The sequence below is a fragment of the Pseudoduganella sp. R-34 genome, from assembly GCF_049904655.1.
Taxonomy (GTDB): Bacteria; Pseudomonadota; Gammaproteobacteria; order Burkholderiales; family Burkholderiaceae_D; genus Rugamonas.
In genome coordinates, this window is sequence record NZ_CP184572.1 from 72,814 (window position 1) to 93,802 (window position 20,989).

Annotated in this window: 16 protein-coding genes; 5 read left to right on the forward strand and 11 right to left on the reverse strand. The window is 63.3% G+C overall.

All coding sequences use genetic code 11. The annotated features are described in order from the left end of the window. Window positions 1-28: 28 nt before the first annotated feature. Both ACN9MW_RS00325 and ACN9MW_RS00330 read right to left on the reverse strand, forming a co-directional pair. Window positions 29-3,547, reverse strand: a complete 3,519-nt coding sequence (locus ACN9MW_RS00325) for a DUF4132 domain-containing protein (protein WP_426166472.1) — start codon at window positions 3,545-3,547, stop codon at window positions 29-31. Window positions 3,548-3,894: 347 nt separating this feature from the next. Then, window positions 3,895-4,941 carry an RNA-guided endonuclease InsQ/TnpB family protein gene (locus tag ACN9MW_RS00330; RefSeq protein ID WP_426166474.1) on the reverse strand — a complete coding sequence of 349 codons (1,047 nt, stop codon included), beginning with the start codon at window positions 4,939-4,941 and terminating at the stop codon, window positions 3,895-3,897. 142 nt (window positions 4,942-5,083) lie between these two features. Between ACN9MW_RS00330 and ACN9MW_RS00335 the strand changes: the two genes are divergently transcribed. After that, window positions 5,084-5,368 carry a nucleotidyl transferase AbiEii/AbiGii toxin family protein gene (locus ACN9MW_RS00335; RefSeq protein WP_426166476.1) on the forward strand — a complete coding sequence of 95 codons (285 nt, stop codon included), beginning with the start codon at window positions 5,084-5,086 and terminating at the stop codon, window positions 5,366-5,368. 126 nt (window positions 5,369-5,494) lie between these two features. On the opposite strand, the gene ACN9MW_RS00340 is transcribed toward ACN9MW_RS00335, so the two are convergent. The 3 genes from ACN9MW_RS00340 to ACN9MW_RS00350 all read right to left on the reverse strand — a co-directional run bounded on the left by ACN9MW_RS00340 (window position 5,495) and on the right by ACN9MW_RS00350 (window position 8,226). Continuing rightward, a complete protein-coding gene (locus ACN9MW_RS00340; protein ID WP_426166478.1) occupies window positions 5,495-6,289 on the reverse strand; it encodes a hypothetical protein in 795 nt (264 codons plus the stop codon). A gap of 101 nt (window positions 6,290-6,390) precedes the next feature. Then, on the reverse strand, window positions 6,391-6,897 hold the full coding sequence (gene ssb, locus ACN9MW_RS00345; protein WP_130316421.1) for a single-stranded DNA-binding protein: 507 nt from the start codon (window positions 6,895-6,897) through the stop codon (window positions 6,391-6,393). Window positions 6,898-7,002: 105 nt separating this feature from the next. Beyond that, window positions 7,003-8,226, reverse strand: coding sequence for an arabinose transporter (locus ACN9MW_RS00350; RefSeq protein WP_426166480.1), 1,224 nt, complete (start codon window positions 8,224-8,226; stop codon window positions 7,003-7,005). A gap of 112 nt (window positions 8,227-8,338) precedes the next feature. On the opposite strand from ACN9MW_RS00350, the gene ACN9MW_RS00355 reads away from it, so the two are divergent. From ACN9MW_RS00355 to ACN9MW_RS00365, 3 genes are all read left to right on the forward strand, one after another. Continuing rightward, complete coding sequence (locus ACN9MW_RS00355) at window positions 8,339-8,977, forward strand: TetR/AcrR family transcriptional regulator (protein WP_426166482.1); 639 nt, start codon at window positions 8,339-8,341, stop codon at window positions 8,975-8,977. Between the two features lie 83 nt (window positions 8,978-9,060). Beyond that, window positions 9,061-11,913: an excinuclease ABC subunit UvrA gene (uvrA, locus tag ACN9MW_RS00360; protein ID WP_426166484.1), complete on the forward strand. Its 2,853-nt coding sequence runs from the start codon at window positions 9,061-9,063 to the stop codon at window positions 11,911-11,913. Then, complete coding sequence (locus ACN9MW_RS00365) at window positions 11,913-12,371, forward strand: YbaK/EbsC family protein (RefSeq protein WP_426166486.1); 459 nt, start codon at window positions 11,913-11,915, stop codon at window positions 12,369-12,371. Before uvrA ends, ACN9MW_RS00365 begins: the two co-directional genes overlap by 1 nt. 1 nt (window position 12,372) lies before the next feature. Here the strand turns inward: ACN9MW_RS00365 and ACN9MW_RS00370 are convergent, their stop codons facing one another. The 5 genes from ACN9MW_RS00370 to ACN9MW_RS00390 all read right to left on the reverse strand — a co-directional run bounded on the left by ACN9MW_RS00370 (window position 12,373) and on the right by ACN9MW_RS00390 (window position 17,835). After that, window positions 12,373-13,113 carry a hypothetical protein gene (locus ACN9MW_RS00370; protein WP_426166488.1) on the reverse strand — a complete coding sequence of 247 codons (741 nt, stop codon included), beginning with the start codon at window positions 13,111-13,113 and terminating at the stop codon, window positions 12,373-12,375. 13 nt (window positions 13,114-13,126) lie between these two features. Next, the gene (locus tag ACN9MW_RS00375; protein WP_426166490.1) at window positions 13,127-15,301 is read right to left on the reverse strand and encodes a hypothetical protein; all 2,175 of its coding nucleotides are present in this window, start codon (window positions 15,299-15,301) and stop codon (window positions 13,127-13,129) included. Between the two features lie 6 nt (window positions 15,302-15,307). Further along, the gene (locus ACN9MW_RS00380; RefSeq protein WP_426166492.1) at window positions 15,308-16,354 is read right to left on the reverse strand and encodes a hypothetical protein; all 1,047 of its coding nucleotides are present in this window, start codon (window positions 16,352-16,354) and stop codon (window positions 15,308-15,310) included. Between the two features lie 54 nt (window positions 16,355-16,408). Continuing rightward, the gene (locus ACN9MW_RS00385; protein WP_426166494.1) at window positions 16,409-17,014 is read right to left on the reverse strand and encodes a 2-hydroxychromene-2-carboxylate isomerase; all 606 of its coding nucleotides are present in this window, start codon (window positions 17,012-17,014) and stop codon (window positions 16,409-16,411) included. Between the two features lie 203 nt (window positions 17,015-17,217). Continuing rightward, window positions 17,218-17,835 carry a TetR/AcrR family transcriptional regulator gene (locus ACN9MW_RS00390; RefSeq protein WP_426166496.1) on the reverse strand — a complete coding sequence of 206 codons (618 nt, stop codon included), beginning with the start codon at window positions 17,833-17,835 and terminating at the stop codon, window positions 17,218-17,220. Window positions 17,836-17,956: 121 nt separating this feature from the next. On the opposite strand from ACN9MW_RS00390, the gene ACN9MW_RS00395 reads away from it, so the two are divergent. Then, complete coding sequence (locus tag ACN9MW_RS00395; RefSeq protein WP_426166498.1) at window positions 17,957-20,497, forward strand: kelch repeat-containing protein; 2,541 nt, start codon at window positions 17,957-17,959, stop codon at window positions 20,495-20,497. Here the strand turns inward: ACN9MW_RS00395 and ACN9MW_RS00400 are convergent. Then, window positions 20,491-20,979: a GNAT family N-acetyltransferase gene (locus tag ACN9MW_RS00400; protein ID WP_426166500.1), complete on the reverse strand. Its 489-nt coding sequence runs from the start codon at window positions 20,977-20,979 to the stop codon at window positions 20,491-20,493. The two genes, ACN9MW_RS00395 and ACN9MW_RS00400, sit on opposite strands and share 7 nt — an antisense overlap. Window positions 20,980-20,989: the final 10 nt, after the last annotated feature.

Sequence of the window (20,989 nt, forward strand, 5' to 3'; positions counted from 1 at the left end):
TGTAATTTTGACTTTACCACGCGGCCGCTCAGGTTAACAAGGACTCCATGTCCCGCACCAGCTCACTGGCGCTGACGGGATCGAGGCTGGCCATGCTGCCATTCCGCATCGTGACGGCGCCAAGCGTCTGCTCCGGATATTCGTCGGCCAGGCCGACGATGATGCCCGGATCGAGCATCAGTTCGACCACCCTGGCGCCGGCAACCGGCTTGCTGAAGTACGAAACGCCGCCGCCGTCCATGGACGATCCGCGGCGCCAGCCCCTGCTTGCCAGGCCGAGCACGCGGCCGGTGGCGACCACCTTGCCTTTCCAGCGTTCCAGCGCGGTGGCGGAATGCTCCCCGGCTTCGAGCCGGTAGGTATCGCGCCCAAGCTGGGCGAAAGGTTGCAGCAGCTCGTAATCGGCAAACAACTGTCCGAATTGCACAACATCCTGCTGCGGCATGTCGAGCGGGTGCGGCAAGCCGACGTAAATAAGCTCGCCTTCCGGCAGCGCGATCGGGTTATCGTCCGCGTCCGTATAGCTGCCTTCTGCAGACACACGGAAGCAATGCAGCAGCTTCCCGCCGCCGGCCTTTCCTTCTTCCTGGACGTAGACGCCCCAGGCCAGGCGCTGCACCAGGTGCCGCACCAGCGGATGGCCGGCAAGGAACTGGCCGAAGTGCTCGGGGCGCCAGCGGCGGCCGCTGCACATGGCTTGCTCCAGGCGCAGCAACTGCTGGCTGGCGACGGTGCGGACGTCCTTCTTCAGTGCCTTGAAGCGCTCGACCGCGTCGGCGGCCTGCGCTTCGTCGTCGGTCTTTTTCGGCTTGGGCAGGTCCTTCAGGCGCGTGCCGTCGCTGTCGCGAACATAAGGTTTCAGCATTTCGTCGAAGCCGACGCGGAACTGGCGCGGGCCGAAGTCCAGCAGCATGCTGCCATTGTCGTCCAGGCCCAGGACGGGCGCCAACCGGTCTTGCAGCTCCTCCCTCGACAGGCCGCGGTTCTCCGCGATCTGGTCGATCTTTTCGCGTGCCTTGACCAGCAGTCCCGTGAACTTCAACTTTTGTGCAATGTCGTTCAGCAGCAGCAGTGCGACGTCGGTGCCGATATCGGCCAGCACGTCCAGTGCGGCCACCGCGCGCGCATGCGCCGCTTCTCCCGGCCAGGCGCGGATGTAAGGGGTGAGCCGGCGCGCCGTGTCGTCGTTGCCCAGCCATCCCAGGGCCGACAGGGCCCAGCTTTCCTTGGCAGGCCCGCCTGCGCTCAGCCAGGCGGTAAAACAATCCCAGCTGAAGTTCGCCAGGGACTCGGGCGTGCAAGCCTCCTTGAGCTGCGCAATGCCGGCGTACACGCCGTCCACGGTCGGCAAGGCCAGCATGGTGCCGATGTGATCGAGCACTGCGTCCGGCACGGCACCGGCGGTGCCGTTCAGCAGCGGACGGCGCCAGCCCAGCGGCGTCCAGAAATCGGGCAGCTTGGGCAATTTGGCCGGAAGGCACTCGAGCGGGTCTTCGTCCAGCATGGCGCGCACTGCCTCGGCAACCGCAGGATCTTCGTAGCGCCAACTCATGCCGACAATCAGCGACTCATAACCGTGGCCGCGCAGGAAGCGCAGCGCCGACAATGCACTACTGCGCGCCGCGCCCGCCTTGCCGATCGCAGGGGCGATCAGGCCGGCGATGGCATGTTCAGGAAAACGCAACAGCCAGCGGCGCGCCTCGTCCTGCAGCTTCTTGAGCTTGGCCGCGGCGCGCGCAACCGGCGCCGCGAGTTCCACCGCACCGAGGCATGGCGCCAGCGGCAGCATCTTGTCAACGCTGTCGCGCATCATTGCCGCAAAGCCGGGCGCCGCCGCCAGGCCGAACTGGCTAAGCAGGTAGTCCACGCCATAAGGCTCCGCCTCGCCGGCCAGCCTGTTCCAGGTTTCGACGCCCATGTCCCCCGGCAGCAAGGTCAGGAAGCGCGTCGAGAGCGTTGCCCGCTGGTCGCCTTGCCGATAGAGCTGCCAGGCCTCGGCCAGCTCCTCGCTGTCCGCGTTGGCAATGGCCTGTGCAGCCATGCGGCGCGCCTCGTCGCCGGCATGTCCCGGATTGCGGCAGAAGCCCAGGGCATCCACCAGCACGGCGGTGTCCTTGCGCGCCTTGTCGAAGTCCTTCTGCTGCCAGCGGTCCAGCGATGCCCATTGTTCGCGGTCGATGCCATCCCATCGCTCGATTGGCGCCACGGGCAAAGGCAGCACGGCCAGCGCAGCGGCGGCCTTCTTTCGTGGCCGCAGCCAGGGCGGATCAGCCAATACGCCCGGCAGGTCGGCCTGCGCCGCCACCGGCACCGCCGATCCGGATTGCTCGCCAAGGCGTTGCAACACCGCCTGCGCGGCGGGGCTGACCCAGGGCAGCAGTTGCGACACGTGTCCCGCATTCGCCCGCACCAGCTTTGCCAGTTCCGCCTGCAGCATGTCGCCATCCTTGCCGCGCAAGCCGCCCAGCTCGGCCAGGGCCGCAATGCTCGCAAGCGGCCATTGCTTGAGCGCTGCGGTCAGATGCCGAAGCGCCGTCTTGCGATCAGCGAGCCACCACATCATGTCGTCGGAAATGCCGGACCGCGCCGGCGTGGCGCAATACACTTCCGCCAGCAGTTTGATTGCCTCCGGCGTGCCGATCTGGCTCAGGGCGATGGTGGCTGCGGCGCTGCTCGCGACCAGTTCCAGGACAGGAAGCGCGTCCACACCCTGTTCCTGCACGACGCTGGCCACCAGCATCAAGCCTGAAGCCCAGCGGTCTTCTTCGATCAGTTCACTGCCCAGCATGCCGTGCAGCGCAGGATCGGTGGCCGTCAGCAGCAGCACGGGCAGGGAGGCGGAGGCCTTGCCCTTGGTGAGCGTGTGCATCAGCCGGTTCGACACCTCCGGGCGCTCCGGCAATTGCGCCGCAAGGCCGGCCCGGCGCATGGCTGGAACGTTCGGGATCGCGCTTTCGATCTTGTCCGCACAGGCTTGCCATACCGGCTCCGGCGCCGACGACAACTGCCGCCGCATGGCAACTTCGACGGGCGACAGGGGATAGCGGTCGCCGAGTTCCCGGGTTACCTTGCGCGTGACGCCGGCCTGCCAGTTCTTGTACTCCTTGTGCGACAGCTTCACCTGCAAGCCTTGCATCTCGATGAAGGCATCGACACAGTATTCCAGGCCCTTGTGGCTGGCCAGGGCGTCCAGCATGCGCTCGCCCAGCGGCGCTTCGCCCTTGTTCTGTGCGCCGTAGGCGGGATCGTTGGCCAGCGCCAGCAAGATCGCATGCGACAGCAGCGAGCCATCCAGCGAACCGGTGAGCGTGCACATCCACGCGTCCGAAAAGTCCAAACGCAGATCGGCATCCGTGGCAGCCAGATCCGGTTTTTCGATTTCACCCAAGCGCAGCAAGGCCGCTTGCGCATCCGCCTCCGGCACCGCTTTCGGGAAACGGCGCGAAGGCAAGGCCGCAGCGGCCATTTCAGGAGAAAGCGAGACCGGCACATCCTGTGCAAACCAGGGCGGTAAGGAGCTGTTATCGGCGAAGTCGAGGCGGCGCATGAGTCTATTACCAAAAAGAAATGTTATCTTTTCGACTATAGCATGCGGGCGCGGGCCGGGCCCGCACCGTTGCCGCCGTGACTTGGAAGGTGATCAGGCCCGCAAGAGTCCACGGGCCTGAAGAGCGGCCTGGCCATCGCTGCCAAGAGCGCAAGCACCAGTTACCGCGAGGTTCTCACGGCCAGCGAATTGGCTGCGGTCCTGCGGACAGGTGAGGTTCCCCCTAAGTTTCGGCCGCACATCATGGCGCTCCTTGAAGAGGCGCCGTTGCCGGTGATGGTCAAGGCCGTCACCGAAGCTGCAAGCGCTGATGCACCTTCGAGCAAGATCTTGACGTCCTCCCCGCCCTAAAGGACGGGGATTCCTGCTTCCAGCGTCGCACGTCCGCGACGGAGAATGTTTAACGCAGCATTACGATCACGATCATGTACCACACCGCATTCGCTGCATTCCCACTCTCTTATTCCAAGGCCTGCGATACCCTTCGGCCTCGAATCGGGCAGTGCACCACAATTCGAGCAGGTCTGGGTGGTAAAGCGTTCGTCCACTTCCACGTACCGCGCGCCATGCCTCATGGCCTTGTACGCCAGCATCTTACGGAAGGACGACCAGCCTGCATCAAGCACGGACTTCGCCAGGCTGGTTTGGGCGAGTCCACTGGCATTGACATTGCCAACAGCAATATGGTCGAAGGCGCGGGCAAGTTCCACCGACCTGTTATGCAAGAAGTCCAGTCGACGCCGCGCCGTGCGCGCCTGGATGGCTTTGATGCGGCGCCGCTTGTGGGCTCGCTGCGCTATTGCCAGCGCCGCTTCCGCCTCACGATAAAAGCCCGGCGCCGGAATTTTTTCTCCCTCGGACGGGGTAGCGAGATCCTTCAAGCCAAGATCGATACCGACACCGTGGTCGAGTGGCCGGACCGGCGGCTCGGCTACCTCGATCGCAATATTGAGGAACCAGTTCCCGCGACTGTCTTGCGCAAAGCAACTGCCATCCTTGATTTTCCCTTCAGGAAGAGGGCGAGAGTAAAACACCCGGAACGTATTGCCTGCAAAGCGAAACGCGTTGCCTTCCCTGTGCAGGTCACGTCCTTTGAGCGGAACCCGGCCCAAGGACCTTCGGCCGCGGTAACGCAAATACGGCCGGCGGTGTTGGGCACGCGATTTGGCAAATTGTTCGCATACGGCATTGATCACACCAGAGTGCAGCTCCAATTCTTTGCTGCTGCCGGTAGTCAGCTTGTTCAAGTCGAAGCCGGTCAGCCAAGGGCGCTCAAATCGCAAGGCATCTTTCTGCCGATCATTGCAGTAGTTCCAGACGAAATTCACCTTACGGGCTTGCAGATCAAGCAGCCCGTTTTTCGATTTCACACGGAAACGGTAGACGAGAATCATACTGTAATTTTATACAGTATCTCACTAATCTCAAGGCGAGCGCCCGCGTTGCGGCCGGCTCCTTTCACTCCCGCCCTCAGACGGGGTTTCTCGGAGCAAATCTGATGAAAAAACTGCAGCGCCTTGCGAAGGAATGGCATGTATGTCGGGAAGTTTGGCAGCGTTGAACCAGGGTGGACTTCCAGACACTTGGGAGTCTCTTTTCAAGAAGGCGCTGATCGCGATCGACGAGATTGCAGCGCATGGCTACGCGAACCCGTTTTGGACTTTCGGCGGCGGGACCGTCCTCATGCTCCGGTATGGTCACCTGTTCAGCAAAGACGTCGATATCTTCGTTCCCGATCTCCAGTCCTACAGAACTGCACCTTGGTTATCAGATGTCTTCGAGAACGCCCAAGTCGCGGCCCGCCAGAATACTCATTCCTGAAGGTCGGCGTTGAAAACGCATGCATATGAGACTGCGGCAAGAACTGGCTTCTCTCCGCTCGATGAGGCTTATCACTCAGCTCGCTGAACTAGCGGATGCCGTTGGGCGCAGCCAGCCCAGTTGCCGCTACGGGTTGCGCGGGCTCAGGCTACCGGCAATGGAGTGCCATTGCTGCCGGTGCTCCATGTATCTGGCGAGGCCTTGTGCGAAGAAGGTCTTCTCCTCGATATCCATGTCCCCCGGCAGGTCATCGCACAAGGGGTCTTGATAGTCTTCCGGCCATTGCGACGCCTCCAGGACAGCATAGACTGACTTTTCGTCGAGCCATCTCGTTGCAGTCATCGCGTGGCCCGGTTCGTCTGCGTTCGGCTGAGAAGCCAGCGCTGCCACGCGGTCCAACCCCAGCTCGTAATAGTGGGGGGCGACGCCGTAAAAGAACTCTGCAGGCTTATGCTCAAGAATGTCACGGAATTCCGACCGATAGTCCAGCAAACGCAACTCGAGCGCCCGCTTATGCGCATCCACTGTGACGGCAGCCGCCAGGACCTTTCCGTGCTTCAGAATCCTGGCTGCACGGATCCAGGTCGCGCGGTGGTTGTTGCCATCACGCAGAAGGCCGAGGGCCTGGCTATACGCCTGGATGCTGGCCTCCAGATTGAACAGGGAGCGACGCTCTGCCACTTCTTCGTCGTCTTTCGTCGCCTGGATCGCCATGTCTTTTTTCTGCAGATATAGCGTGAGCAGGATGCCGGCAAAACCCAGGCTTGAGAACAATGCATTCAGGGCGCCAAAGGTATCGCCGATCTGCCCACGCTCACCTACGCCGAGCTTGCTGATGCCATCGGCTGGAAGCACCCACAGCGCGAAGCCGGCATACACCACGACGACGATTAAAAACAGGGGAATTGCAATCTTTCTCATCAAGGCTGTTCCGGTACAGGATAAAGGGGCCTCAAGAACAAAAAATCCCTGCAACCTGGATCAGTTGCAGGGATTCCTTACACCAGGACTGCTGGCCATCCTTAGAACGGAATATCGTCATCCATATCCGAGAAGTTCGGTGCTGGGCGTGGTGCCGGACGTGGAGCCGGTGCCGGAGCTGCCTGTGGACGTGGTGCCTGGCGTGGAGCAGGAGCGTCGTAGCCCATGTCGTCGCCACCGCCCATGCCGCCACCCATGCCGCCGCCGGTATCGCCGCGGCCGCCCAGCATCTGCATGTTTTCAGCAATGATGTCGGTGGCGTATTTTTCGATGCCGTCCTTGTCGGTGTACTTGCGGGTCTGCAGGCGGCCTTCCACGTAGACAGAAGAACCCTTTTTCAGGTACTGGCCGACGATTTCAGCCAGGCGGCCGAAGAAGGAGATACGGTGCCACTCGGTCAGCTCTTTCTGTTCGCCGGTGTTGCGGTCTTTCGAACGATACGAGGTAGCCACGGCGATGTTGGCAATCGCGTCACCGCTAGGCATGTAGCGGATTTCCGGATCGCGACCCAGATTGCCGACGATGATCACTTTGTTGACTGATGCCATTTATGAAACTCCTGAAGGAATGTGGGGGCCGTTTCGGACAGCCCCAAAACAACGGAGTTTACCCTAAATTAATAGTCCCTCAAATATCGCAAGGACTGACGCAGCTCAATTTGTTGTCGGGTTAGCGCGTGAGGGCTTCAGCAGGCGCAGGGCGATCACCAGGGCGCAGGAAACGGCGCCGCAGCCGGCCAGGTACACGGCGCTGACGCCGTGCTGGCCAGCCAGGGCGCCGGCCAGCGGACCGGTCAGGCCTAGCGAAATATCGAGGAAAGCGACATAGGCGCCCATCGCCGCGCCGCGGCTTTGCGGCGGGGTGCGCTTGACCGCTTCCACGCCGAAACCGGGGAAGGCCAGCGAGTAGCCAAAGCCGGTCAGCGCGGCTCCCGCATACACCAGCAGGGGTGCCGCCGCTTGCCAGATACACAATTGACCGGCCGCTTCGATCAGCACACACACCAAGGCCACGCGCGCACCGCCGATCCTGTCCGGCAGATGGCCAAACAGCAGGCGGGCGCCGATGAAGGCAATGCCGAAGGCGGTGAAGGCTAGCGATGGGCTGCCCCACTCCTTGGCCGTGAACAGCAGCGAGATAAAGGCGGTGATGACACCGAAGCCGACGCTGGAAAACGCCAGCCCCATGCCCGGCCACCACACGGCGCCCAGCACCTTGTAGAACGGGATACGGCGCGCGCTGGCTGACGGCAGGCCCTTGATGCCGGCCAACACCAGCAGCGCCAGCACCGGGGCCAGCATGCCGGCAAACGCGATACCGTGGAAGCCGGCATGCTGGTATAGCGCCATTCCGGCCGGCGCGCCAGCGGCGTAGGCGCCGTACATTGCAATGCCGACCCAAGCCATGACCTTGCCTGCGTTTTGCGGGCCGGCCAGGCCGACACCCCAGCTCAAGGCGCCCGTGACGACCAGGCTTTCGGCGCCGCCCAGCAGGATGCGGCCGGCGATCAGCACTGCGACGGATGCTTCCGGCTGGTCGACCATGGAGAGCGACGCCAGGTAAGCCAGCGCGGAGGCAACGGCCAGGGCGAAGCCTGTCATCACGGCGCGCTTGGAGCCGCGGGTGTCGCACAGGCCACCGGCCCAAGCGCGGGTCAGCAGGGCCGCGACGAACTGGGCGCCGGCCACCACACCGACCATCAACGTGCTGAGGCCGAGCCGGTCATGCACGTGCAGCGGGAGCGCCGGAAGGGCGATGCCGATGGCGAGGAAGCTGGCGAAAACCGCCAGCACGATAGGGAAAATCCTGGGTACTACATTGACGGCCTGCGTAGCAGCGGTCGGGGCGGGAGAAGCGAAATCTTTAGGCGGGCTCATATAAAAGCTTTCATAGTTGACAATGAATTCCGAGAATGCGAGCATTTGCTCACATACAGCCAAAATTTTAAAATCAACAACATCCCGCGAAAACTCGCATTCGGAAACGCCCATGGTCGACATCCCGCAACCCCGCAAAGCCCCGCGCCAGGCGCGTTCCCGAGCCACCGTGGAGGTGATCCTGGAGGCGACGGCTCGCATTTTTTCCGAGCATGGCTACGCCGGAACCAACACCAACCTGATCGCAGAGAAGGCCGGCATCAGCATCGGCTCGCTCTACCAGTACTTCAAGAACAAGGATGCGTTGATCGCGGCCTTGCACCAGCGCCACGCGGAGCAGGTGCAGCAGACCGTGGAAGAAGTATTGGCAAAGCCTTACGAGCCGACGCTGGCAGGGCACATCGGCGCCTTGGTGCGGGCGCTGCTGGCTGCCCACCTGCTGGAGCCCGACCTGCACAAGATGCTGGAGCTGCAATTTCCCTACTTCGACGCGCCGCAGTCGGAAAACGAGGCCGACCAGGGCATCTTCAAGCGCGTGCGCGCCCTGCTGGAGGACTGGCGGGCCGACATCGTGCCCCCCAACCTCGACATGGCCACCTGGGTTGTCTTGCAGATCATGGAATCGATGGTGCACGCGGCCGTCATCGAGGCGCCGGGCTTCGACATGGCCGACATCGAAGCGTCGATCAGCAACGCCGTCATGGGCTACCTGACGTACCGCCCAAATACTGGTAATATGTACAGTATTTGACGCTGGGCTTGGTGTATCCGGGGCGCGGCGCAAGAATTCATTCGACGCTATAGTATCGGGCTGACCCCGAAAGGTATCCACGCATGGAAGAAATCCGCATCCGCGGTGCGCGCACGCACAACCTGAAAAACATCAACCTCGACCTGCCACGCAACAAGCTGATCGTGATCACCGGCCTGTCCGGCTCCGGCAAGTCGTCGCTGGCGTTCGACACCCTGTACGCTGAAGGCCAGCGCCGCTACGTCGAGTCGCTGTCGGCCTACGCGCGCCAGTTCCTGCAGTTGATGGAAAAGCCTGACGTGGACATGATCGAAGGCTTGTCGCCCGCAATCTCGATCGAGCAGAAGGCCACCTCGCACAATCCGCGTTCGACCGTGGGCACCGTGACCGAGATCCACGACTACCTGCGTTTGCTATACGCCCGCGTCGGCACCCCGTACTGCATCAACCACCCGGACCACGCGCTGGCCGCGCAATCGGTATCGCAGATGGTGGATGCCGTGCTGGCCATGCCCGAAGGCACCAAGCTGATGATCATGGCGCCGGTGGTGGCCAACCGCAAAGGCGAGCACGTCGACCTTTTCGAGGCCATGCAGGCCCAGGGCTTCGTGCGCTTCCGCGTGCAGAGCGGCACCCACGAGGCCAAGATCTATGAAGTGGACGACCTGCCAAAGCTGAAGAAGACCGAGAAGCACACCATCGACGTGGTGATCGACCGCGTCAAGGTGAATGCGGAGATCAAGCAGCGCCTGGCCGAATCGTTCGAAACCGCGCTGCGCCTGGCCGACGGCCGCGCCATAGCTTACGAAATGGATTCCGGCGCCGAGCATATTTACTCGAACAAGTTCGCCTGCACCACCTGCGGCTATTCGCTGCAGGAGCTGGAGCCGCGCCTGTTCTCCTTCAACAACCCGATGGGCGCCTGCCCCGAGTGCGATGGCCTGGGCCATATCGAGTTCTTCGACCCGCGCCGTATCGTCGCCTTCCCCAACCTGTCGCTGGCTTCCGGCGCGGTGAAGGGCTGGGACCGCCGCAACCAGTTCTACTACTCGATGCTGGCTGCGCTGGCGGCGTACTACGATTTCGACCTCGACACCCCGTTCGAGCAGTTGCCGGCGAAAGCGCAGGACGTGGTCCTGCACGGCTCCGGCAAGACCGCCATCCCGTTCACCTACATGAATGAACGCGGCAAGGCCGTGGTCAAGGAACATACCTTCGAAGGCATCGTCAACAACCTGCAGCGCCGCTACCGCGAAACCGATTCGATGGCGGTGAAGGAAGAACTGGCGAAGTTCATCAACGAGAAGAAGTGCCCGAGCTGCGAAGGAGCCCGCCTGCGCGTGGAAGCACGCCACGTGAAGATCGGCACCGGCAAGCAGGAGCGCGCGATCTACCAGATCGCCGACAAGCCGCTGCGCGATACCCTGTCCTACTTCGAGCAGTTGAAGCTGAAGGGCGCGAAGAAGGACATCGCCGACCGCGTGATCAAGGAAATCGTGTCGCGCCTGACCTTCCTGAACAACGTGGGCCTGGATTACCTGTCGCTGGAACGCAGCGCCGATACCTTGTCGGGCGGCGAAGCACAGCGTATCCGCCTCGCGTCGCAGATCGGCTCCGGCCTGACCGGCGTGATGTACGTGCTGGACGAGCCGTCCATCGGCCTGCACCAGCGCGACAACGACCGCCTGATCGACACCCTGAAACACCTGCGCGACATCGGCAACTCGGTGCTGGTGGTGGAGCACGATGAAGACGCGATCCGCACCGCCGACTACGTGGTCGACATGGGCAAGGGCGCCGGCGTGCATGGCGGCGACGTGATCGCCGCCGGCCCGCTGAAGGACATTCTGAAGTCGAAGGAATCGCTGACCGCGCAATACCTGAGCGGCAAGCTGCAGATCGCCGTGCCGAAGAAGCGCCACGTGGCCGATCCGCAGCGCCAGCTGACCATCACCGGAGCTACCGGCAACAACCTGAAGAAGGTCAACCTGTCGCTCCCCGTCGGCCTGATGACTTGCGTGACCGGCGTGTCCGGTTCCGGCAAATCGACCCTGGTCAACGACACCCTGTACCCGGCCCTGTCGCGCCACCTGTTCGGCTCCCAGACCGAACCGGCACCGCACGACTCCATCAGCGGCCTGGAACATTTCGACAAAGTGATCTCGGTCGACCAGGCGCCGATCGGCCGCACCCCGCGTTCGAACCCGGCCACTTACACCGGCTTGTTCACGCCGATCCGCGACCTGTTCGCCACCGTGCCTGTCGCGAAAGAGCGCGGCTACTCGGCCGGCCGTTTCTCCTTCAACGTCAAGGGCGGCCGCTGCGAAGCCTGCCAGGGCGACGGCGTGATCAAGGTCGAAATGCACTTCCTGCCGGACGTGTACGTGCCCTGCGACGTCTGCCACGGCAAGCGCTATAACCGCGAGACGCTGGAAGTCCACTACAAGGGCAAGAGCATCACCGAAGTGCTGGACATGACGGTGGAAGATGCACACGAATTCTTCAAGGCCGTGCCGGTCATCGCGCGCAAGCTGCAAACCCTGCTCGACGTAGGCCTGGGCTACATCAAGCTGGGGCAGAGCGCCACCACGCTGTCCGGCGGCGAGGCGCAGCGCGTCAAGCTGTCGCTGGAACTGTCCAAGCGCGATACGGGCCGCACGCTGTACATCCTGGACGAGCCGACCACCGGCCTGCACTTCCACGATATCGACCTGCTGCTGAAGGTGATCCACCGCCTGCGCGACCACGGCAACACCCTGGTCATCATCGAGCACAACCTCGACGTGATCAAGACTGCCGACTGGATCGTCGACCTCGGTCCAGAGGGCGGCGCCGGCGGCGGCCAGATCATCGCCAGCGGCACGCCGGAGGAAGTGGCGGCCAACCCGGCCAGCGTGACCGGCAAATATCTCGGTCCCCTGCTGAAGAAGAAATAATGAGCCTGCATTCCGTCAAACACTTCCTGGCGCAGCACGCGCCGGACCTGGAAGTCATCGAACTGGCGGAAAGCACCGCGACCGTGGCCTTGGCCGCGGCCGCGCACGGCGTCGAGCCGGGCCAGATCGCCAAGACCCTTTCGCTGCGCATGAAGGACGGCGTCGTCCTGGTGGTGACACGCGGCGATGCGCGGCTGGATAACAAGAAGTTCAAGGCCCATTTCGGCGCCACCGCACGCATGCTGGGTGCGGAAGAAGTGGAAGCGCTGACCGGGCACCCGGTCGGCGGCGTCTGTCCTTTCGGCCTGCCGGGTCCGATTCCGGTCTATTGCGATGTGTCGCTGCGCAGCTACAAGGAAGTACTCCCTGCCGGCGGCGCAATCAATGCCGCAGTGCGCATCTGCCCCGAGCGCATGGCCGCCCTGACCGGTGCGCAATGGGTTGACGTGGCGCAGTAGGCTACTCCTGCGGCGTCGGGTACTGCCTGCCGTCGTAGTGCAGCAACTGCGTCGTGGGTTTCGCGCCAGGCTGGTCGGACTTGCGCGTGACCAGCAGGTCTGCATAGCCCTTGCTGCGCGTGGAAGCGATGGCTATGGTGGAGTTGAACCTTTCGATTTCGGGTGCAGGGCCATCTTCTTCCGCGCCCTTCTCCCATGGGTCGTTCAGCAAGCGCCAGCTCGCAATCGCCATGCCTGAAAGGACAGGACGGATCGCCTCCCCCTCGCGCACATACAGCGTGCGCATCGGACCATAGCCGCCATACTGGTAGCGCGGCTCAGTCGTGTTGAAATCGACGCCGAACGCGCGCAGGCCCGGCTGCAGCTGATAGCGGGCGGTATCGATCCTGATCCCTTCGCGATAGGTCTCAATGGCATCGCTCGGCACGGCAGCCCAATAACTGGCGACTACCGTGCTGCGCGGCTGGTCGAGCAGGGCAACAAGAATACGCCTCGTATCTTGCGCAATGCCGTCGTACACGAACACACCCAGCGTGTAGGATTCTTTTCCGGGCCATGGCTTGCAGGCGCTGGAAATGGCCGGCCTGTCGTCTTCGCTCTCCTGGCGTCTTCCGTTCGCCTGGAGGAAGCTGCCGGCAAGTTCTTGCAGCTGCTCGCTGCAGGCCGGGTCGCGTTCTGCGGCGATCGATGGCAGCGCCAGCATGGCAAGGGTTGCCGTACACACGGTGCGTTTGAAATCCATGGTCATCCCTTTGCTAGTCCATCTGCTGTGGCGCCGGATAGTGCTTGCCGTCGTAGCGCAACAACTGCGTTGTGGCCTTGACCTTTGGCTGGTCGGAACTGCGCGTGATGAGCAAGTCCGCGTAGCCGTTGCTGCGCGTGCCGGCAATGCCGATGGCGTAGCTGAAGGTCTCGGTTGCAGGCTCACGGTCCGGGTTCTCGCTATTGCCGGTTTCCCACGGCGCCCTGCCCGGCAGGTAGCGCCAGGACGAAACCGCCATGTCGGACAGGATCGGCCGGATGGCAGCCCCCTCGCGCACGTACAGCGTGCGCATCGGCCCGTAGCCGCCTTCCGCAGAGCGCGGGCTGTACGTGGCGACGTCGATGCCGAATGCGCGCAACCCTGGCTGCACAAAATAGCGTGCCGTGTCGAACTTGATTCCATCGACATAACGCGTGACCGCGTCTACCTCCACCAACGTCCAGTAGCTGGCGATTACCTTGCCTTGCGCCGGGTCGATCAAGGTGACGAGCATCTGCTTTTGTTCTTCTTTCTGCCCCTCGTAAATGAAGACGCCCAGCGTATAAGGTTCCTTGCCTGGCCAGGCCTTGCATGCACTGGCGACGCCTTCGGTGAGCTGGCGTTTCCGTCTCTTGCGCAGGAAGTCGCCAGCCAATTCGATCATCTGTTCGCTGCATACCTGGCGCTCGACCAGGTCCTGCTTTTCGCGCGCCAGCCTGCTCTTCTCTTCCGCTGCTTCGATTTCCTGCTGCTTGCGTTCCGCTGCCAGGAAGGCTGCTTTTTCCTCGGCCAGTTGACGGCACACATTCCACAAATCGTTGGCAGGGCTGTCGCCGCACTTCGCGCCCAGCGCTTGCCTCACTTCGTCGCGTGCGGGACCCGGTGTAGCAATGAACGCCAGCAAGCTTTCCAACGGCGCCAGCGCTTGCTGCGTAGCGGCCTGCACATAGCTTTCCGACAGGCCTTTCACATTCTCGAGGGCACGACAGCTGGTCTGCTCCCGTTCAAGCTTGCCCAGTGCATAACCCAGTAGCAGAGGAGCGGGCAGTTCCAGCATTTGTTCCGTAGACAGGAGGCAACCCTTGCTCGAGGCGCTTTCCCGGCCCAGTTGTTGCAACGCCGCCGGTTGCGCCTGAGGCGATGGCTGCATCGCGGCCAGTGCCATCCAGGGCGACACGATCCGTTTGCCCGCCGGGCTGAACGGGTTGTAGCCCTGGGGATTCGCCAGCAGCAGATCCAGCGCCACCGTCTTCGCCAGCAAGCGTTCCATTTCTCCGGCAGGCCACGCCTGAGGATGATCCAGCAGCGCCGGCACTTTCGCAGTCAGGTAAACCAGCTGCAGGAATGCGGCCTCGCGTTCGTCAAGCGACGTATCCTGCACTCGCGGGAAAAAGTAAGGCTCAAGCTTTTGCAGGATGCGTGGCAACTGGGCATGATGCGGATTCAGCTCGACCAGTGCCGGCAGAAGATGCACGCAGCTATCGGGCCCTTTGCGCTGGCAGCCGTTCGACAGCAGGAATTTGCTCAACCTGTCTTCGATAATGGCGGCCGATGCCAGGCCGCGTGCGGTTTCCGGCGAAGTTTCACTGATCCCGCCTACTTCTTCACGCTGTTTGCGCACGCACTGCCGAAAATCCAGGCCCGCGCCGGCCCGCCAATCCGCATTCTTCATCCCCCAGACCAACGGTTCCATGTGCTTGACACGCCAGGCCGCGGCAGGAAGGCATCGCAGGAAAGCGATTTGTGCGCCCGCTTCCTTGCCCCATTTTTCGTCCGCATAATAGACATGCAGGCTTTCGGCCGAACGCTGTCCTTCCCGCACAGGATCGTTGATCCGCTCTTCCGGCAGGATGCGTGCCCATACGGCCTGGGCCCTGGAAGGCGACTCGAGCCGGAAGTAGTCCCAAGCGCCGGCCTGATCAATCAGCGGCTGCTTCAAGGTCCAGAATGTGGCCGCGAATTCCGGCATGTCCAGCAATCGGGGCAGTTTTTCCCGGTCAAGGAACTCCCATGGCTGGCCGGCCGGATCTTCGCGGCGGTAACGGCGACGCGCTTCCGCCATGACGGCAGAGAATTCTTCTTTGCTCAGCGGCTGCAGGCGCGATGCACCGTCATCGCTGGACGCCGCTGCGCCGCCGGCAGCGCAGGCGAGCACCAGGCCCAGGCCAGTCAAAATGGATTTGCTCATAAACGATCAGGGGGATGACTTGATGGGCGGCAGGCGCAACACCTTGCCGTTCTCGCGCAGGAAGACCACGATCCCGCCGTCGCTCAAAGGTGCCAGGATGGGAATATAGGTATGGGGCAAGCGCCTGATCGAAACAAGGCGCTGCGCCGCCGGGTCGAACCATTGGACGGAACTGTCGTTGGCGGTCACCAGCTGATCGTGATCGCCGAAGTTGGCATAGCTGCCGCCGATGCCCATCCGGGCGCCAGCGTCCGCGATCGAAATCCATGCTGCCTTGCGCGCATCCCAGCGGAGCGGCCAGTCGCTGTGATCGGGCACAGCGACCAGCGTCCCGCCCGGCAGGAGTCGGCGCTGGAATCCTCGCGATGCGTCCTTGGCATATTCCTTCGGCGGCGACGCCATCGTCCAGTTGCAGCTGGCAGTGTCGAAGCTGAGCGGGATGGCCGGCGCCGGCCCGAGTTCCACATCATCGACCTTGCCCCGGACGCCGGCTGCCAGCAATGCTGCGCGTGTGGCCGGCGACACCGGCTCCTGCTTCAGCGCTCCTCCGCTGACGCGCAGCAGCATGGCGCGGCTTGGCGCAGGCTGGCCCCCCTCCTCCTTACCGGTTCGCATGCACGCCAGCGCCAGTTGCGGATCGATGGAAATGAGCCGCCGCATGACCGTGCCAAGGGGCAGCACCAGCGGCGGCGCAAAGCTGCGCGATTCCGGGTTCCACCAGGCCAGCGAGGCGAAAGGCTGGTCGGTATCGTCGGTGTGCGAACCGCCGGCGACCACCGTGCCATTCCCAAGCCTGCTCCAGCTTCCTTCGATCGAGGTATGGCGAGGCCAGCCCTTTGCCGCCGCCATCTGCCGCGTGAGCGCATTCCACACCGCGAAAGCCTTATCCGTCAGCAGCAGGAAGTCGTCATTGCCAAGCGTGACGACGTCCGGGTTCAATTTGTTGGGCCAGTCGATCACTGCGTACGGCGGCTCGTCGGCCTGCGGCGCCGCCATGGCCGGATGTGCCATCGCTGCAAGCGCCATCGCATAGGCGAGATGTTTGAGGTTCATGCGGGCAAGCATAGACAAACTGCCCGCTAAAGTCACGCTTCCGTCACGCCCCCCTCACGCTGCGCGACGCGACGCTGCCAGCCAGCGCTCCAGGTGCGGGAAGCGGTCGTAGCCCCAGAACGGCTCGCCGTCCGCCAGCACGAAGGGCACGCCGAACACGCCCTTGGCCAGCGCATCCTCATTGCCCTGCTTGAACTGGGCCTTGATCGCCGGGTCTTCCATGCCCCCCAGGAAGGCCGAGCCGTCGATGCCCTGGCTTTCCGCTATCCCCAGCAGCACCGCCTTGTCGGCGATGTCCACGCCGTCGGCATAATAGGCCTGGAAGCAGGTGCGGGCAAACGACACCGCCGCATCGTCGCCATGGTTGGCGCGCACCCACAGCATGGCCCTTCCCGGCGCCATCAGCATTTGCGGGAAGGCGCTGGAAGGATTGAAGGGGATCGCCTCATCCTGCGCCGTGCGCTGCATGTCGCGCGTGACGTACTTCCATTTGACCGGCACCACCGGCGACGGCAGCACGCCGGTCACCTGGGTCAGCGCCGGCAGCAGCACAGGATGCCAGCGCACAGTGGCGCCGTTGGCTGCCGCCAGCCATTCGATGCGGCGGGCGGCAAAGTAGGAATAGCCCGAGGCAAAATCAAAGTAGAAGTCGAGGACCATGGCCGCTCCTTAGTAGTTTTCGCCAAAATCGTTATTGTTCTTCGGCAATCCGCGCAGGATGCCCCACAGGCTGCTGTGGCTCATGAAGTAGATGCCGACCGGCACCAGCAAAAGCAGGAATCGCATGTTCTTTCCCCAATTTCGCACACCCGTGCGAAGTCAAGTTAAAAAAAGGCCGCAGGCGAACCCGCGGCAACCCAAAATCACAAATCGTTGAAACTCTTGTACGTCGAAATCAGGCGGTTGAAAGCACGCTGCGCATGGCGCGGCGACTGCACGTCACGCAGGAAGCGGGCATCGTGCAGCAGGCCCACTACCAGGCTGTAAATCTCGAACACCAGTTGCTCGGGTTCGGTGTCCGGCCGCAGCTGGCCGGCTTCCATCGCCTGCAGGATGGTCTTGCGCAGCGAGGCGCGCCAGGCCAGCGCGCCTTGCGCCAGGCGGTCGCGCACCGCACTGCCTTCGTAATCGTCGAACTCGAAAGCGCCCGCCGTGTACAGGCAGGATGTGCGCAGCGCCTCGTCGGCCGCGCGCTGGAACCAGGCCGCGACCTGGGCCTGCAAGCGCGGCAGGCCGCGCGGCAGGGACAGCGACGGCATGAAGACTTCGGCCGCGAAGCGGCGGTCATATTCGTCCAGCACCGCGCATTGCAGCTGCTCGAGCGAACCGACGCGCGAAAACACCCCGCTCTTGCTGATGCCGGTGCGCTTGGCGATCTCGCCCAGCGACAGCTTGCCGATGCCTTCCGCCGCGGCCATTTCCATGGCGGCGCCGAGGATGGTGGCGAAGGTCGCTTCGCTTTTTGCGGTCAAGGTGTCCATGGGTCAAACTTTAGCACACATGTGCGAAATGTCAAACCTGAATATTTCCTTGTTTTTTTTGATTGACTATTTCGCAAATATGAATAGAGTTGTGCCCGGGAAATATCTGAGGAGAAAAGCTTTGTACCCAACCCCACTGCGCCAACTCGCAGCAGCCGCCCTGCTGGCCTGCGCTACCCTGTCCGCCCAAGCCCAGGTTTCGACCGGCAACATGACCGTGCCGCGCATGCTGCACCAGGCAAGCGCCCTGCCCGACGGCCGCATCCTGCTGACTGGCGGCGTGTCCACGCCCGGCGCCCCGATTTACGCCAGCACCGAAATCTATGATCCTGTCACCGGCCAGTTCACGCCTGCCGCGCCAATGCTGACTGCCCGCCGCGAGCATGCCTCAGTCACGCTGCAGGATGGCCGCATCCTGGTTGCCGGCGGCATGACGCCGGCGGGCGCCTACACCAACACCGCCGAAATCTACGACCCTGCGACCGGCCAATGGACCGCCGCCGGCAACATGAACTCCATGCGCTTTCGCACCATCGCGCGCCTGCTGCCTGATGGCCGGGTGATGGTGATGGGCAAGGACGGCTATTCCACCGGCGGGTATGCCGATATCTTCAATCCCGCTACCGGTACTTTCAGCAAAACCGGCAACTTTGTCGAGAACTCAGGCTGGCACGGCCTGGTAGTGCTGGCCGACGGCCGCGTGATGAAGGTTGGGGGCGAGGCCAGTACGGCACCTGCTCCTTATGCTCCGTACAGCACCCGGGCTGAGATCTGGGACCCTGCCAGCAATCAATGGAGCGCCACGGGCCCGATGTCCATCGGGCGCTCAACCATCGAACCGGTGCTGCTGGCGGACGGCAAGGTCCTGGTGGCCGGCGGCCGCAATACGATGTCCCAGCGCAGCACTGAAATCTACGATCCGGCCACCGGCGCCTTCACTCCGGGCCCCGAGATGCCGGCCGATCTCGAGCCGCAGACTGCCACCGTGCTGCCGAACGCGGATATCGTCTACACCGCAGGCTATAACCGTCAACTCATGCGCTACAACGCCGCCAGCGGTACCTGGAACCTTAGCGGCCCGCAACGCATCCGCAAGCGCGACCTGAGCGTATCGCGCCTGCCCGACGGCAACGTGCTGCTTGCCGGCGGAGCCGAACAAAACGACTCCACGGCGTATGCCGCCATCTGGGACCAGGCCTGCTCCAGCCAGTTGACGACCGTGCCGGTGCGCACGCAGAACGTCGGCGGCGATGCAGGAACGGTCAGCTTTACCGTCAATGCAGCACCCGGCTGCCGTTTCGAGGCGGCGAACCTGCCAGACTGGCTGTCCGTTGACGGCGCCAATCCACAGCAAATGCCGTCCGGCGGCTCGTTCGCAATGACGTTCAAGACCGCCGCCAACTTGAGCGGCGCATCGCGCACCGCATCGTTCTTGCTGGCGAATGAGACCGTCTCCGTCACGCAGGTGGCGTCGGCCAGTTGCCCATCGGCGCCCGTCGTATCGCCGGCCACGACGACTGTCAGCGGCTCCGGCGGCACCGGATCGCTCAGCGTCTTTGCAGCCGCCAATTGCCCGTGGAACGTGGTCTCCATGCCCAGCTTTGTCACCGCCACCGGAGCGACCAGTGGCAGCGGCAACGGCAGCATCGCCTACTCGGTTGCCCCTAATCCGGATACCACGGCCTCGCGCAGCGGCTCCGGCCAAGTGGCGTCGATGGGGTATGCCACGACGTTCACCTTCACCCAGGACGCGCGCAAGCTCTGCCCGACGCCGCCGGTCATCAGCTTGAGCAACGCATCGTTTACTACCGCCGGCGGCAGCACGACGGGCACCATCACCGCCGCGCCGACTTGCAAATGGGCCCTGGCCGTGCCGGTCACCTGGGTCAGCGTAACATCCGGTTCTTCGGGTACCGGCAACGGCAGCTTCAGCCTCAATATCGCGCCCAACACCGGCGCCGCGCGCAGCGACTACATGTCCGCCACCACGCCCGACGGCGTTGGCATCGCAAAATTGAGCCAGGCCGGTTCTGCATGCGCCACCTGGAGCGTCACGCCGGCCAGCAGCAGCTTCCCGGCAAAAGGCAGCAGTGGCAACTTCACGATAGCGGCGCCAGCCAGCTGCAACTGGAGCTTGTCCGGCGTGCCAAGCTGGATGAGCATCACCAGCGCCATCAGCGGCACCGGGAACGGCAGCATCACCTACTCGGTCAGCGCCAATCCCGGCGAGGCCCGCAGTGCCACCGCAACCCTCAGCGGTAGCGGCCTGACGCTGCCGCTGAGCCTGAACCAGCAGGGCTCAACCCAGTCCACCGCCTGCAGCAAATGGATCGTCAGCGGCGAGCCGGCAAATGGCAACCTGCAGTCATCGACCTGCCCGGCCGGCGCACGCGGCACCGGTTACTACACTGACCGCTACACCTTCGGCGTCTTGCCAGGCCGGGTAGTGACGATCACCCTGAGCTCGTCGAGCTTCGATACCTACCTCTACCTGCGTGACGGCGCCGGCAATATCATCAGCTCCGACGACGATAGCGGTGGCGGCACCAATTCGCGCATCAGCTACACGCTGCCGGCGGGTGCATGGGGCAACTACACCATCGAGGCGACCAGCTACTACTCCGGCCGGTCCGGCGCCTACACCCTGAACTTCACTCAGTAAGGATCGGGACTCCAGACGGCGTACATCTCGCCGTCTTCCTCTACGCCCGCCTCGATGAAGCTGCAGGCGGCGTAGAGATCCTTCGCCACGGCGTTGTCCGGACGGTAGCTGGTCCAGATGCGCTGCACGTCGCCGTGCTTCTGGATCTCGGCCAGCGCCAGTTCGACCGCGCGGCGGCCATGGCCCCTGCCCTGGAAGCGGCGGTCCACCATCAGGTGGTAGATCGCGTAATCGCCCGCTTCATCTTCGGCGCCGGGCGCGGCGTACATCAGGAAGCCCACCACGCCGTCCTTGTCGGCGATGGCGCGGCAGTGATAGTTCGGGTGGAAGCTGGCTTCCGCAATCGCATACATGGTGGCTGCCGCGTGGTCCTGCTGGTATTCATGCAGTTCCAGCTCGGCGATGTCGGCGAAATTTTCCTTGGTGACCACGTGCAGGTTGGTCGTAATCCATTTCCTCAGGAAGCGTTGATATGGTCTCATTCATGACTCC

Coding starts and splice junctions, on each gene's coding strand:
- ACN9MW_RS00325 (WP_426166472.1), bottom strand. CDS start 3,547: ATGCGCCGCCTCGACTTCGCCGATAACAGCTCCTTACCGCCCTGGTTT.
- ACN9MW_RS00330 (WP_426166474.1), bottom strand. CDS start 4,941: ATGATTCTCGTCTACCGTTTCCGTGTGAAATCGAAAAACGGGCTGCTT.
- ACN9MW_RS00335 (WP_426166476.1), top strand. CDS start 5,084: ATGTCGGGAAGTTTGGCAGCGTTGAACCAGGGTGGACTTCCAGACACT.
- ACN9MW_RS00340 (WP_426166478.1), bottom strand. CDS start 6,289: ATGAGAAAGATTGCAATTCCCCTGTTTTTAATCGTCGTCGTGGTGTAT.
- ssb (WP_130316421.1), bottom strand. CDS start 6,897: ATGGCATCAGTCAACAAAGTGATCATCGTCGGCAATCTGGGTCGCGAT.
- ACN9MW_RS00350 (WP_426166480.1), bottom strand. CDS start 8,226: ATGAGCCCGCCTAAAGATTTCGCTTCTCCCGCCCCGACCGCTGCTACG.
- ACN9MW_RS00355 (WP_426166482.1), top strand. CDS start 8,339: ATGGTCGACATCCCGCAACCCCGCAAAGCCCCGCGCCAGGCGCGTTCC.
- uvrA (WP_426166484.1), top strand. CDS start 9,061: ATGGAAGAAATCCGCATCCGCGGTGCGCGCACGCACAACCTGAAAAAC.
- ACN9MW_RS00365 (WP_426166486.1), top strand. CDS start 11,913: ATGAGCCTGCATTCCGTCAAACACTTCCTGGCGCAGCACGCGCCGGAC.
- ACN9MW_RS00370 (WP_426166488.1), bottom strand. CDS start 13,113: ATGGATTTCAAACGCACCGTGTGTACGGCAACCCTTGCCATGCTGGCG.
- ACN9MW_RS00375 (WP_426166490.1), bottom strand. CDS start 15,301: ATGAGCAAATCCATTTTGACTGGCCTGGGCCTGGTGCTCGCCTGCGCT.
- ACN9MW_RS00380 (WP_426166492.1), bottom strand. CDS start 16,354: ATGAACCTCAAACATCTCGCCTATGCGATGGCGCTTGCAGCGATGGCA.
- ACN9MW_RS00385 (WP_426166494.1), bottom strand. CDS start 17,014: ATGGTCCTCGACTTCTACTTTGATTTTGCCTCGGGCTATTCCTACTTT.
- ACN9MW_RS00390 (WP_426166496.1), bottom strand. CDS start 17,835: ATGGACACCTTGACCGCAAAAAGCGAAGCGACCTTCGCCACCATCCTC.
- ACN9MW_RS00400 (WP_426166500.1), bottom strand. CDS start 20,979: ATGAGACCATATCAACGCTTCCTGAGGAAATGGATTACGACCAACCTG.